Genomic DNA, 13,460 nt, shown 5'->3' with positions numbered 1-13,460 from the left:
GTCATGTACTTCACGGATCGTGGCATCGAGGAGCTCCAGAGCCGGCGAGGTGACGAAGAGGTCACCTTCGCCTGGCTCGCGGAGCAGCTCAGCACGTTCGTCGACCTCAATCCCGACTTCGAGATCCCGGTGGAGCGGCTGGCCACCTGGCTCGCGCGCCTGGACGACGACGACGAGTGAGCCACCCCTGCCGTGTGTCGGCAGGGGTGGCTAGGCTCGCGTCATGGCGAAGATGATGATGTGTCCCTGCGGACAGCGGCTCGAGGGACGGACCGACGACGAGTTCGTCAGCGTGGTCGACACGCACCTGCGTGACAGCCACGGTGGACGGTCCTACCCGGCCGAGGCGATCTTGTCGATGGCGACCTCCGTGCCCGACGAGACCGTCGCGGACTGACCCGACCACCGACAGCTCGCCGGTGATCTTCGACCAGCCACCCGTCGTGCGGGTGAGCCGTGATCCGCACGCGACGTACGACCCCGCCGCGTGGCCGCACACCGTGCCGGCCGTCGCCCAGCTGATGTCCGAGGGACTCGATCTCCCGCCCGGTGTCACCTTCCTCGTGGGGGAGAACGGATCGGGCAAGTCGACCCTCGTGGAGGCCATCGCCATCGCGTACGGCCTCTCCCCCGAGGGCGGCAGCAGCCATGGACTGCACCAGACGCGGCCCACCGAGTCCTCGCTGCACCGCGACCTGCTCGTGCAGCGCGGCATCGGCACGAGGCGGTGGGGCTTCTTCCTGCGCGCCGAGACCATGCACGGCTGGTACACGTACATGGACGAGCACGGGGGCGGTGATGCCGACTACCACGCGATGAGCCACGGGGAGTCATTCCTCGAGGTGCTGACGCGCAAGTTCGACTCACCGAGCTTCTACTGCCTCGACGAGCCCGAGGCGGCCCTGTCCTTCAGCTCGACGCTCGCGCTCATCGGAGTGCTGCACGACGTCGTGCAGGAAGGCGGCCAGGTGCTGTGTGCGACCCACTCCCCCGTGCTCGCAGCGATGCCGGGGGCCCACATCCTCGAGGTCGGCAGCTGGGGCCTGCGCCCCACGTCGTGGGACGAGCTCGACCTCGTACGCCACTGGAAGGCGTACCTGGACGCCCCGATGCGCTACCTGCGGCACACCCTGGCCCAAGACTGACCCCACCCCAACCCAACCCGACCCAGATTTGCGGACTCTTGCACGGTTTCTGCACCGCAGAACGGTGCAGATCTCCGCAAATCTGGGTGGGGTTCCTAGCGGGTCAGGACGATCTTGCCGAAGACCGACCCGTCGATGATGCTCTGCAGCCCGTCCGCCGCCTGCTCCATCGGGATCTCCCGGTCGATCAGCGGGCGGGTGCCCGTGACGTCCATGAACTGGGCGAGGGCGTGCAGCTCGTCGCGGGTGCCCATGGTCGAGCCGTGCACCCGCATCTGCTGGAAGAAGATCCGGGTGAGCTCGGCGTGCGAGGGCGCGTCACCCGACGTCGCGCCGGAGATCACGATCGTGCCGCCGGGCCGCATCGACTTCACCGAGTGCGACCAGGTGGCCGCTCCGACGGTCTCGATCACGGCGTCGACCTTGGTGGGCAGCCGGGCACCGGACTCGAACGCCTCGTGGGCGCCGATCTCGATCGCCTTGGCCCGCTTGTCCTCGTCACGGCTCGTCGCGTAGACCCGGAAGCCGGCCGCACGGGCGAGGGTGATCGCCGCGGTGGCGACGCCGCCGCCGGCGCCCTGCACCAGCACCGTGTCGCCCTGCTTGAGCCCGGACTGCGTGAAGAGCATCCGGTACGCCGTGAGCCACGCGGTCGGCAGGCACGCGGCCTCGGCGAACGACAGCCCCGCGGGCTTCGGGACGACGTTGTGGGTCGGGACTGCGACCTTCTCCGCGAACGTGCCCTGGTGCCGCTCCGAGAGCAGCGAGCGCTTCGGGTCGAGCGTCTCGTCCCCGCGCCACGACGGATCGCTGATGACGGCGTGGACCAGCACCTCGTTGCCGTCCTCGTCGTAGCCGGCCGCATCGCAGCCGAGGATCATCGGCAGTGACTTCTCGCCCAGCCCGACCCCCCGCAGGCTCCACACGTCGTGGTGGTTGATCGAGGCTGCCTTGACCGTGACGGTCGTCCAGCCGTCCGGGACCTCGGGCTCGGGGCGCTCACCGACCACCAGCCCGTCCAGGGGGTTGTCGGGGGTGATCTGACCGGCGTAGACCGCGAACATGGGGCTCCTTGGATGGGGTCAGTACGGACGACGAGCGAGACCCTCACGACGTGCCGTGTCTGTCACGGCGCGGGCGACGGCCGAGGCGACCCGGGGGTCGAACGGTGACGGGATGACGTACGTCTCGCTGAGGTCGTCCCCGACGAGATCGGCGATCGCGGTGGCCGCGGCGAGCTTCATCCCCTCGGAGATCCGCGTCGCGCGGACGTCCAGCGCGCCACGGAAGATGCCCGGGAAGACGAGCACGTTGTTGATCTGGTTGGGGAAGTCCGAGCGTCCGGTGGCCACGACGCGGGCGTGACGGTGGGCCACGTCGGGGTGGACCTCCGGGTGCGGGTTGGCCATCGCGAACACGATCGCGTCCGGCGCCATCTTCGCGACCGCCTCCTCGGCGACCGTGCCGCCGGAGACCCCGATGAAGACGTCCGCGCCGTCCATCGCGTCCACGATCGACCCGGGACGTGCCCAGTCGGCCGTCTCGGTGGCGATCCACTGCTTGACCTCGTTGAGGTCGTCACGACCGGGGTGGATGACGCCGGCCCGGTCGACCACCGAGATCCTGCTCGCCCCGGCGGACTGCAGGATCTTCATGATCGCGACGCCCGCGGCGCCCGCGCCGGAGATGACGATCTTCAGGTCCTCGAGGAACCGGTCGGTCAGTCGGGCGGCGTTGATCAGCGCGGCGAGGGTCACGACCGCGGTGCCGTGCTGGTCGTCGTGGAAGACAGGGATGTCCAGGCGCTCGATGAGGCGGCGCTCGATCTCGAAGCAGCGGGGACTCGAGATGTCCTCGAGGTTGATCCCGCCGAACGTCGGGGCGAGGCGCACGATCGTCTCGACGATCTCGTCCACGTCGGTGGTGTCGAGGGCCACGGGGATCGCGTCGACGCCGCCGAACTGCTTGAACAGGATCGCCTTGCCCTCCATGACCGGCATCGACGCGGCGGGGCCGATGTCGCCGAGGCCCAGCACGGCGGTGCCGTCGGTGACGACCGCGACGGTGTTGGAGACCCAGGTGTAGTCGTGCGCGACATCGGGGTCGGCGGCGATCGCCTCGCACACGCGGGCCACGCCCGGCGTGTACGCCAACGACAGGTCGTGGGCGTCATTGATGTCGACGGTGGCGCTGATGCTCATCTTGCCGCCGCGGTGCAGGGCGAAGACGGGATCGTCAGGATCGGGAAAGCTCGAGTCCTGCAGGTCGATGTCTGTGGCAACCATGAAAGGGCATCCTCGGGAACGTGTCCGTGCTGGTCCTCGGCACCGATCAGGTCGCCGACGCGGCAGGTGTGCCGCAGGGTGTGCTGTCCCGCAGGAGCGAGAAGCGACGGGTTGTGCCCGGCTCTCACTCTCTCACACGGGTGAATCGCGGCTGAGCGCGCGGGTCACCGGCGGTGACAGCAGCGCGACGAGCGCGATCACGGCCGGAACCGCGACGACGGGAGCGAGCCAGGCCGGGTCCCCCCGCAGGTTGTACGCGAGGCCGAGGACGATGAGCTGGGCGAACACGAGCGGGCTGCGGGCCCACGCGTCCCCCTCGGTCACCCGCCGCGCCGCGTACAGCAGGCCTGCCCCGATCACGACGAGGAACAGCGTCGTACCCACTCCGAGGCCCACCCGGTCGCCGGAGATGTGGGCCGCCTCGACCACCGCCAGCACCAGGAAGGTCACGGCCTCGAGGGCCACGATCGCAGCGGCCACGAGCAGCAGCGTTCTGGCCGTCCCGGACGGCCGTCCAGAAGACGTCACGACGCCAGCCTAGGCACCATGTGACCGATGCGACAATTCGCCTGGCCCTCTGGCCCTTGTAAACGGTCCCGAATGTTGAAACCATGGTGTCTCAGCCCTGGGACGGACAAACAGTCCTGCCCTGGGCGCAACCGAACGGGAAGGAGTGTCCCCATGGACTGGCGCCACAAGTCGGCATGCCTCGATGAGGATCCTGAGCTCTTCTTCCCCATCGGCAACACGGGTCCTGCCATCTTGCAGATCGAAGAGGCCAAGGTCGTATGCCGCCGCTGTGATGTTCGCGAGCAGTGCCTCCAGTGGGCACTCGAGTCCGGACAGGATCACGGTGTGTGGGGAGGCTTGAGCGAAGACGAACGTCGTACGCTGAAGCGTCGCAATGCTCGGGCACGTATTCGTACTGCCTGAGCGTACGCACGTATCGGTGAACCCCGTGGCCTGACGGCCGCGGGGTTCTTTGTATCTGCAGGCGCAGGGCGCTCACACCACGAGCGTGATCGCGACCGTCGTGCCGCCGCCCACGCGCTCCTCGAACGCCAGGGTGCCGCCGAGCTCGCCCTCCACCAGCGTCGTCACGATCGAGAGCCCCAGGCTTCCCGCGGGGTCGAAGTCGTCCGGCAGACCCGCACCGTCGTCACTGACCCTGAGGCGCACCTTGTCGCGGATGCGGTTGACCGCGAGGGTGAGCGTGCCGCCGCCCTCGTCGTACGCGTGCGCCGCGGCGTTCTGGATCAGCTCGGTCAGCACCATTGCGAGGGGCGTCGCCACCTCCCCCGGCAGCAGGCCGAACGAGCCGAACCGCTCCGCGGCGATCCGGTTCGCGCCGGCCGGGCCGTCCGACACGTCGAGCACGGTGTGGAGCAGCCGGTCGGCGATCTCGTCGAACTCCACGAAGTCGCTGAACGACTGGCTGAGCGTCTCGTGCACGAGGGCGATCGACCCCACCCGGCGGACCGCGTCCTCGAGCGCGTCGCGCGCCTCCGGGCTCTCCATGCGGCGACCCTGCAGACGCAGCAGGGCGGCGACCGTCTGGAGGTTGTTCTTGACCCGGTGGTGGATCTCGCGGATCGTCGCCTCCTTGGAGACGAGCTCGCGCTCGCGCAGGCGCAGCTCGGTGACGTCCCGCAGCAGGATCAGCGATCCGCTGCGGCGACCGGCCGACCGCAGCGGGATGACCCGGAGCAACAGGGAGGCCTGCGAGTTCTCGATCTCGGCCTCGATGCTCTCGTCGCCGCCCAGCAGGCCGCCCGCGCCCCGATCGGTGGGCCGGCGGTCGACGAGGCCCGTGGTGACGTTGCCCAGGTGGGTGCCGACGAGATCGCCGGAGAGGCCGAGACGTCGGTAGGCCGACATCGCGTTGGGGCTGGCGTACCGCACGACCCCGGACGCGTCGGTGCGCACGAACCCGTCGCCGACCCGGAGCGAGTCCGACAGGTCGCTGCGGGTGCCCGGCAGCGGGAACTCGCCGCGCCGGATCATCTCGGCCAGCTCGTGGGCGGCCTCGAAGTAGGAGCTCTCCAAGGTGCTGGCCGTGCGCAGGCCGGCCGCGGCGCTGCGTTGGGCGATGACCGCGATCGTCCGGCCGGCCCGGCTGACCGGGATCACCGCGACGCGTACGCGGAAGCCGTCGCGCTCCTCGATCACCAGGTCGGGGACCACCCGGCCACTCCTCAGGGCGGCCTCGAGCACATCACCGCGTCCCGTCGGCAAGAACGTCCCGGCGACGTCCTCGAGCAGCGTCGTCGCGCCGGTGGTCGGGCGGATCTGCGCGGCGGCCCACATACCCTTGGCCTCGCCGTCGGGCACCCACAGGACCAGGTCGGAGAACGACAGGTCGGCGATGATCTGCCAGTCCGTGACCAGCGCGTGCAGCCAGGCGACGTCCTCTCCTGAGAGCGACGTCTGGAACTGCGCGATGTCGTCGAGCGAGGGCATTGATCCAGCCTAGTCGCGCCGCGTGGCACGATGGCTGAGTGTCTGAGGCGTACTGGCAATCGGTCATGCAGAGCGGGATGGCCGTCCCCTCCCACCGCGGTCTGGACGAGTGCACCGTCGAGCTGGTCGAGATGCTGGGACACCCCAATCCACGGGTGCGCGAGGACCTGGCCTATCCCCTGCTGACCACGTGGATCACCCGCGGCGTGTACGACGAGCTGCTGTCCGGCCTGGGCGACGGGATCGCGCCGGGCATGCGCTACGGACTCGGCCACGACGGCGACGTCTCGGTCATGCGTCGCTCGTACAGCGCGCTGATGCTCGCCGAGATCATCGGCCGCGACAACAACGAGCACCTCCTGCCCGCGGCGTCGGTGCTGGACTGGGGCGACCGGGCCACCGCCTGGTACGTCCGCGAGCAGGACCACCGCGGCTGGATCCCCGAGCAGGGCTGGGCCAACTCGATCGCCCACGGCGCCGACCTCCTGGCCGCCCTCGCGCGCTCGCGCCACTTCGCCCGGCTCGAGCTCACGGTGCTGCTCGACGTCATCGCCGACAGGGTGCTGACCCCCACGGCGTACATCTGGCGCCACGGCGAGGAGGACCGCCTGGCGTACGCGGTCATGACCTTGCTGCACCGCGACGCGCTCGATCCCGGCATCGTGGAGCCGTGGCTCGCCCGTCTCGGGGACGCCATCAGGCCGCCCCGCACGCGAGGGCACCTCGAGGCGGAGTGGCCCGCGCCCGCGGTGCGCAACACGTCCTCGTTCCTGCGCGCCCTGCACCTGCAGCTCGCGCTGGGCGTGCAGGGACGCGACGACCTGCGCGCGGACGCCGAGCTGTTCGCCGAGCAGCCGGCGCACCGGGCCGACCTCATCCTGGCGGTGCTCGACCAGATCCGCGCCGAGCAGCCGTGGCTCTACCGGTCGACGACGCGGGCCCGTCCCCTCGGCTGACGTTCGTCCGGGCGGTGCTCCCTACCGTCGAGTAACCTGCGTCACATGACGACTGATCCCGCCGGCCCGGCAGACACCACGACCCCCGCCCCGCCGCACGGCGGCATCCACGCGCTTGACGTGGCCCGCGCCCACGGGGTCGAGCAGATGTTCACGCTGTCCGGCGCCCATGTGTTCCCGTTGTACGACGCCGCGGTCCAGGCCGAGCCGGCCGTGCCGATCATCGACGTCCGCCACGAGCCGACCGCAGTCTTCGCCGCGGAGGCCATCGGCAAGCTGACCCGTACGCCCGGGCTGGCCGTGCTCACCGCGGGCCCCGGCGTGACCAACGGGGTCAGCCCCGTGGCCCAGGCGAGCTTCGCCGGGTCGCCGCTCGTCGTCGTCGGCGGGCGGGCGCCCAACAACCGGTGGGGCACCGGCAGCCTGCAGGAGCTCGACCAGCCGCCGATCTTCAGCACGATCTCCAAGTCCGCCACGACCGCGCGCAGCGTCGCCGACATCGCGCCGACGATCGATGAGGCGTTCACCCTTGCCGGCTCCTCGCACCGCGGGCCGACGTTCGTCGACATCCCGATGGACGAGTTCTTCAACAGCGCCCCCACGACGTACACCTCCGAGGGCAACGCCGTCTCGGCGATCGAGCCGGATGCGGACGCCCTGCGCGAGGTTGCGGCGCTGCTCGCGGCGGCGGAGCGGCCGGTCCTCGTGCTCGGCACCGACGTGTGGGCCGACCGCGCGGAGGAGGCGGCGCTGCACTTCGTCACCGAGACCGGCATCCCGGTCATCTCGAACGGCATGGGGCGCGGCATCGTCCCCGGCGGTCACCCGCAGCTCGTCACCAAGGCGCGTTCGACCTCGTTCACCCGGGCCGATCTCGTCATCGTGGTCGGGACGCCGCTGGACTTCCGCCTCGGCTACGGCATCTTCGGCGGCAAGGACGGGGCGACGCCGGCCAGGACCGTGCACCTCGCGGACTCCCCCGGCCAGGTCTCCGACCACGCCGAGCTCGCAGGTTCTGCCAGCGGCGACCTCACCACGGTCTTCACGACGCTGCTGGCCGCGCTGCAGTCGACGTCCGGCGGCCGGCCCGACTGGACGCCGTGGCTGTCGACGTTGCAGGACGAGGTGGCAGCGGCGACCGACCGCGACCGCGGGCTGCTCTCCGCCGCGTCCGACCCCATCCACCCCGCGCGCATCTACGGGGAGCTGCTCCCCCGCCTGGCCGATGACGCAGTCGTGATCGGCGACGGCGGCGACTTCGTGTCGTTCGCGGGCAAGTTCGTCGAGCCGAAGCGTCCCGGTGGGTGGCTGGACCCCGGACCGTACGGCTGCCTCGGCGCAGGCATGGGAGCTGCGATGGCCGCCCGCATCGCGCGGCCGTCCAGCCAGGTCGTCCTGCTCTACGGAGACGGCGCGGCAGGCATGTCGCTGATGGACGTCGACACGCTCGTGCGGCACCGGCTGCCGGTCGTCATGATCGTCGGCAACAACTCGGCGTGGGGTCTGGAGAAGGGGCCCATGCAGTGGCTGTACGGCTATGACGTGGCGGCCGACCTCGCACCGCAGACCCGCTACGACCAGGTCGTGACCGCGCTCGGTGGCGGCGGCGAGCTGGTCACCGATCCGCAGGAGATCGGTCCGGCGATCGACCGGGCCTTCGCCTCCGGCGTGCCGTACCTCGTCAACGTCATGACCGACGTCGACGCCGCCTACCCCCGGGCCACCACCGGCATCTGACCCCGCCCACGAGTCACGCACGGACGCCCGCGAGTCACGCACGGCGGCCGACGAGTCACGCACGGCGGCCGACGAGTCACGCACGGCGCCTGAGGAGTCACGTACGGACGCCCGCGAGTCACGCACGGGATGCGGTCACTCGGCCGTCATCCGTACGCGACTCCTCACCGTCCGTACGCGACTCCTCACCGTCCGTACGCGACTCCTCACCGTCCGTGGGTGACTCGCCGCGTGGTCCCCGGAGGTGGGGAGCGGGTGGCCATCCGGAAAGATGGTCGGGTGCACCTGGAAGGCCCGACCGCTGAGATCCCGACGATCGTCCCCGCAGCGCATGCCTGAGACCTCCCCACCGAGCACCGGTCTGCGCCTGATCGCGCGCAGCCTGCGCCGCCACCGCAGGCGCCTGTCGCTGGGCTTCTCGCTGATCATGGTCTGGCAGATGTGCGAGACCCTCGTGCCCGTTCTCATCGGCGTGATCGTCGATCGCGGGATCGCACGCGAGGACGGATCCGCCTTCTTGCTTGCGCTTCTCGGCTTCGCCGTGCTGTTCGCGGTGCTGTCCAACAGCTACCGCTTCGGCGGCCGCCTCGTCGTCCGCAGCCTGGAGGACGAGGCCCATCTCCTGCGCACGGAGGTGGCCGGGCACGTCCTGCACCCCAGGGGCGCCCGCACGTCGATGCTGCCCGGCGAGACGTTGTCGGTCGCGACCTCGGACGCCGAGCTGGTCTCGCAGGTGATGTGGCAGCTGGCGTTCGCGGTGTCCTCGATGGCCAGCGTCCTGGTCGTCGCGGTGTACGTCCTGCAGGTCGACCTGCAGCTCGGGCTGATGATCCTGATCGGGGTGCCCGCCGTCGTGATCCTCATCCAGGTCGTCACCCCGCTCGTCGCGCGCCGCACGCACCGCCAGCAGCAGAGCACTGCCCGCACGTCCGGGCTCGCCGGAGACCTCGTCCAGGGGCTGCGTCCGCTCAAGGGCATCGGCGGGGAGGACGTCGCCCTGCGCCGCTACCGCGCGTCCAGCCAGGCCGCCCGCCACGACACGATCGGCGTCGCGCGTTCCTGGGGCTACCTGCTGGGCATGACCACCGGGCTGAGTGGGATCCTCCTCGCCCTCGTGACGCTCGTGGCGGGCACCCTCGCCCTCGACGGCCAGATCACCCTGGGCCAGCTCATCGCCCTGGTCGGCCTCACCCAGTTCCTGGCCGAGCCGATCTCGGCGCTGGGCGACATCAGCGCCCAGTTCGCGGCCTCCCGTGCGTCCGCAGGCCGGATCGCGGACTTCCTGGCCACGCCCCGGATCGTCCCCGTCGGCGACCGTGTCCCGCACGGCGACCGCCCACAGCTCAGGGTCGACGCGGTGGTGGACGCGCCCCTGGACGGCCTGTCCTTCGCGACCCGGGACGGTGAGCTGCTGGCGATCACGATCGACGACCCGACGACCTCGGACGCTCTCGTGCACCTGCTCGCGGGGACGGCCCAGGCCGCCACCGGCTCCGTCACCCTCGGCGACGTGCCCCTCGCAGAGCTCACGATCGAGTCCCGCCGCGAGAACATGCTGGTCAGCCCGCACCACACCGAGATCTTCGAGGGCACGCTGCGGTCGGCGATCGATCCCGACGACGACCTGACGCCTGCCGAGCTGGACGAGGTGCTGGCCGCGTCGGCGGTCGACGACGTCGTGGCGCTCCATCCCGACGGTCTGGACCGCCCCGTACGCGCGGGTGGCTCCAGCCTCTCGGGCGGGCAACGCCAGCGCGTCGCCCTCGCTCGGGCGCTCGCGGCCGCCCCACCGCTGCTGGTGCTGCAGGACCCGACGAGTGCGGTCGACGGGGTGACCGAGCACGCGATCGCGGCCGGGCTGCGCGACGTACGCGGCCGGCGCGGGCACACGACGGTCGTGATCACCTCCAGCCCCGCGATGCTGCAGCAGGCCGACCGCGTGCTGTTCGTCCAGGCCGGCCGCGTCGTGGCCGAAGGGCCACACGGCCAGCTGATCGGCGACCCGTCCTACCGCGAGGCGGTGCTGCGATGAGCACCCAGGCACCCACCCACGACCTGCTGCCCGTCGCGTCGGCGCGCGACACCGCCGTGCTCGCGTGGCGCATGGTCCGCGGTCGTGCCGCCGGACTCGCGCTGACGATCACGTCGTTCCTGGTCGTCGGCCTGGCCGGGATCATCCCGGTCCTCATGATCGGCCGGGTCGTGGACGCCGTGCGGGACGGCTCCGACGCGTCCGTTATCCACCGGGCCGTCGCCGTGATGGTCGTGTCGGGCATCCTCGGCGGCGTGTTCGCGACGCTGTCGATGGCGGCACTCGCGCACACCGTGGCACCCGCACTGGCCCAGCTGCGCGAGGACGTCCTCGACCGCGCCCTGCACCTGGAGACCGCTCGCATCGAGGCGGCGGGCATCGGCGACATCGTCTCGCGCGTCGGGGACGACGTGCGGCACCTGACCCGGGCACTCGACGAGGCGATCCCCCTGCTCATCAACTCGCTCGCGGCAGTCGTCTTCACCGCGGGTGGCCTCTTCGCGCTGGACTGGCGACTCGGCCTCGCCGGGCTCGGCGCGATCCCCTGCTACGTCTTCGCGCTCCGCTGGTACCTGCCCCGCTCGGCCCCCTTCTACGCCCGCCAGCGCACCGCGGAGGGCGAGCGCGCGGACGCCCTCGTGACCGGCGTGCACGGCGCGTCGACCCTGCGCGCGTTCGGCCGTGAGCACGACGCCCTCGAGCGCATCGACCGCCGGTCGCAGGAGGCGGTGGACATCACCGTCGGCGTTTTCCGCCTCTACACGCGCTTCGGGGCCCGCATGAACAGCTCGGAGTTCGTCGGGCTGGCGCTGGTCCTCTCAGCAGGATTCCTGCTCGTCCGGGACGACGCCGTGACGGTCGGTGCGGCGACCACCGCGGCCCTGTTCTTCCACCGGTTGTTCAACCCGATCGGCGCACTGCTGTTCGTCTTCGACTCCGTGCAGTCCAGTGGCGCCGCGCTCGCACGGCTCGCCGGTGTGGCGCTCATCCCCCGCCGCCCGGTGTCGACGCAGGAGCCCGGCCCGGCGCCGGACCTGGTGCTGCAGGGGGTCCACCACGCGTACGAGGCCGACCGCGAGATCCTCTCGGCGATCGACCTGCGGATAGCCCCCGGCGAGCACGTCGCCGTCGTCGGGTCCACGGGGGCCGGCAAGACGACCCTCGGAAGCATCGCGGCCGGCACGATCGAGCCGACCGCCGGGACCGTACGCCTGGGGCAGCTCGACCTCGTCGCGGCGGACGAGGCGACCGTACGCCGGCACGTGGCGCTCGTGTCGCAAGAGGTGCACGTCTTCGCGGGCTCGCTGCGCGACAACCTGGTTCTCGCGCGTGCGGACGCAGACGACGAGCTGCTCTGGCAGGCCCTGCGCCGTACGGGATCGGAGCCGTGGGCGCGGGCGCTGCCGGAGCAGCTCGATACGCAGGTGGGTGATCTCGGGGCGCCGCTCAGCCCGGCCCAGGCGCAGCAGCTGGCGCTGGCCCGGGTCCTGCTGCTCGACCCCCAGGTCGTCGTGCTGGACGAGGCGACTGCCGAGGCCGGGTCGTCGGGGGCCCGGGAGCTGGAGCAGGCCGCGCTCGCCGCGATCGCGGGCCGGAGCGCGATCGTCGTGGCGCACCGGCTCGCCCAGGCGCAGTCCGCGGACCGGATCGTGGTGATGGATCGCGGTCGGATCGTGGAGCAGGGCACCCATGAGGAGCTCGTCTCCTCAGGAGGCCGCTACGCCGATCTCTGGACCGCCTGGGCGAGCTGAGGGCCGACCTCGACCGGGCTGGACGCTCAGGCGGCGGGCTTGTCGGTCTTCGAGCCGCCCTTGTCCTGGGCGCCACCCTGCTGGCCGCCCTGCTGGCCGGGCTGGCCGTCCTCGCCCTGGCCGTCCTTGTCGGGGCCACCCTCGCCGGGGCCGCCCTCGCCGGGGCCGCCCTCGCCGGGGCCACCCTCGTGACGGCCGCCGTCACCCGGTCCGCGGTGCTCCCATCCGTCGCTGTCCTGGTCAGGCGCCTGCTGGCCCTCGCCCATCTGGCCCTGCCCATCCCCGAAGCCGGGTCCGCCCGGTCCCTGGCCCATCTGCCCCGGTCCGTCGTATCCGCGGGCGATCCCGGGCCCGAAGTCACCCTCGTCGTCGCCGCCGCTGGCGGCCCCGATCGCTGCGCCGGCGCCCAGGCCGAGCAGCACCGCGACGACGCCACCCACGGCAACCGTGCGGGTCGACCACGAGCGGGTGGTCTTGGGGCTCTCCTGAGTGGTGGTCTCGTGCTCGTTCATCGTGCTGTGTTCCTTCGTGCTGTCTGACTGGTTGGACATGTTGCTGGGGTCGATCACGGTGTCGTTCTCACGTGTCGAGTCGTTGGGGTTCATGGATCTCTCCTCATTCATGCCTCCAGGATGAGCGGCCCACCTGTCAGGATCCTGTGTCCCCGGACAGCAGCCACTGGGTCATCGGGAGTCAGTCCCCCAGCCTCAGCTGAGCCGTCGCCTCGGAGACGATCGTCGTGCGGGACGTGAATCCCGGCGGCGAGATCGCGAGGTCGATCGAGCGCTCGAGGCGTACGCTCACCTCTTCCTCGTCCGTGCTGACCCGGACGATCCGGATCCCGTCGCCGGTGACGTAGCTGCCCACGAGACGGCGGGCCTCGGCGTCGTCGAGGGTGACCTCTCCGCGCCGGTAGAAGATGTCGCGGCTCAGGCCGTCCGCTGCTGCCAGAGCTGCACCGTCGGCCATGTTGTCGAGCTCCTGCCGCTCGAGGAAGGCCGCCGAGGCGTTGATCACGACCGCAGCGAGCAAGCCGATGAACACCAGGAAGCCGATCGTCATGACGGTGATCTGGCCCTCCTCGCGTCTCATGC

Annotated in this window: 14 protein-coding genes; 8 read left to right on the top strand and 6 right to left on the bottom strand. The window is 71.1% G+C overall.

The window, feature by feature from the left end; all coding sequences use genetic code 11:
- Positions 1-3 precede the first annotated feature (3 nt).
- From GEV27_RS17545 to GEV27_RS05900, 3 genes are read left to right on the top strand one after another with little or no spacing between them, the layout of a single operon-like run.
- A complete protein-coding gene (locus tag GEV27_RS17545; RefSeq protein ID WP_194839850.1) occupies positions 4-180 on the top strand; it encodes a DUF6104 family protein in 177 nt (58 codons plus the stop codon).
- Between the two features lie 43 nt (positions 181-223).
- Positions 224-397: a DUF1059 domain-containing protein gene (locus tag GEV27_RS05905; protein ID WP_153653539.1), complete on the top strand. Its 174-nt coding sequence runs from the start codon at positions 224-226 to the stop codon at positions 395-397.
- A gap of 22 nt (positions 398-419) precedes the next feature.
- Positions 420-1,145 (top strand): AAA family ATPase, encoded by a 726-nt coding sequence (locus GEV27_RS05900; protein ID WP_309222059.1) that lies wholly within the window; start codon positions 420-422, stop codon positions 1,143-1,145.
- A 95-nt stretch (positions 1,146-1,240) separates the two neighbouring features.
- Here GEV27_RS05900 and GEV27_RS05895 read toward each other — a convergent pair whose 3' ends face one another.
- The 3 genes from GEV27_RS05895 to GEV27_RS05885 form a co-directional block, all read right to left on the bottom strand.
- Complete coding sequence (locus GEV27_RS05895) at positions 1,241-2,209, bottom strand: zinc-binding dehydrogenase (protein WP_153933683.1); 969 nt, start codon at positions 2,207-2,209, stop codon at positions 1,241-1,243.
- Between the two features lie 18 nt (positions 2,210-2,227).
- Complete coding sequence (locus GEV27_RS05890) at positions 2,228-3,430, bottom strand: NADP-dependent malic enzyme (RefSeq protein WP_153653557.1); 1,203 nt, start codon at positions 3,428-3,430, stop codon at positions 2,228-2,230.
- Positions 3,431-3,562: 132 nt separating this feature from the next.
- Positions 3,563-3,958, bottom strand: a complete 396-nt coding sequence (locus GEV27_RS05885) for a hypothetical protein (RefSeq protein ID WP_153653559.1) — start codon at positions 3,956-3,958, stop codon at positions 3,563-3,565.
- 153 nt (positions 3,959-4,111) lie between these two features.
- Between GEV27_RS05885 and GEV27_RS05880 the strand changes: the two genes are divergently transcribed.
- Positions 4,112-4,363 carry a WhiB family transcriptional regulator gene (locus tag GEV27_RS05880; protein WP_082530375.1) on the top strand — a complete coding sequence of 84 codons (252 nt, stop codon included), beginning with the start codon at positions 4,112-4,114 and terminating at the stop codon, positions 4,361-4,363.
- Positions 4,364-4,435: 72 nt separating this feature from the next.
- On the opposite strand, the gene GEV27_RS05875 is transcribed toward GEV27_RS05880, so the two are convergent.
- Entirely contained in the window at positions 4,436-5,890 is a 1,455-nt protein-coding gene (locus tag GEV27_RS05875; protein WP_153653561.1) for a sensor histidine kinase, read from the bottom strand.
- 38 nt (positions 5,891-5,928) lie between these two features.
- Here GEV27_RS05875 and GEV27_RS05870 point away from each other — a divergent pair, with 38 nt between their 5' ends.
- The 4 genes from GEV27_RS05870 (at position 5,929) to GEV27_RS05855 (ending at position 12,366) form a co-directional block, all read left to right on the top strand.
- Positions 5,929-6,846, top strand: a complete 918-nt coding sequence (locus tag GEV27_RS05870; protein WP_243838749.1) for a DUF2785 domain-containing protein — start codon at positions 5,929-5,931, stop codon at positions 6,844-6,846.
- A gap of 45 nt (positions 6,847-6,891) precedes the next feature.
- Positions 6,892-8,583: an acetolactate synthase gene (locus tag GEV27_RS05865; RefSeq protein ID WP_153910309.1), complete on the top strand. Its 1,692-nt coding sequence runs from the start codon at positions 6,892-6,894 to the stop codon at positions 8,581-8,583.
- A gap of 331 nt (positions 8,584-8,914) precedes the next feature.
- Positions 8,915-10,615 carry an ABC transporter ATP-binding protein gene (locus GEV27_RS05860; RefSeq protein ID WP_194839851.1) on the top strand — a complete coding sequence of 567 codons (1,701 nt, stop codon included), beginning with the start codon at positions 8,915-8,917 and terminating at the stop codon, positions 10,613-10,615.
- Complete coding sequence (locus GEV27_RS05855) at positions 10,612-12,366, top strand: ABC transporter ATP-binding protein (protein ID WP_153933682.1); 1,755 nt, start codon at positions 10,612-10,614, stop codon at positions 12,364-12,366. The genes GEV27_RS05860 and GEV27_RS05855 overlap by 4 nt, the downstream gene beginning before the upstream one ends.
- Before the next feature lie 26 nt (positions 12,367-12,392).
- Here GEV27_RS05855 and GEV27_RS18145 read toward each other — a convergent pair whose 3' ends face one another.
- Together GEV27_RS18145 and GEV27_RS05850 are read right to left on the bottom strand one after the other, a co-directional pair.
- Entirely contained in the window at positions 12,393-12,971 is a 579-nt protein-coding gene (locus tag GEV27_RS18145; RefSeq protein ID WP_194944137.1) for a hypothetical protein, read from the bottom strand.
- 88 nt (positions 12,972-13,059) lie between these two features.
- A complete protein-coding gene (locus GEV27_RS05850; protein WP_153653570.1) occupies positions 13,060-13,458 on the bottom strand; it encodes a pilus assembly protein TadG-related protein in 399 nt (132 codons plus the stop codon).
- Positions 13,459-13,460 lie beyond the last annotated feature (2 nt).

The organism is Aeromicrobium sp. S22, assembly GCF_009661045.1.
GTDB classification, from domain to species: Bacteria; Actinomycetota; Actinomycetes; order Propionibacteriales; family Nocardioidaceae; genus Aeromicrobium; species Aeromicrobium yanjiei.
The sequence above is the reverse complement of the archived record's forward strand: the minus strand, read 5'-3'. Positions and strand labels throughout refer to the sequence as shown.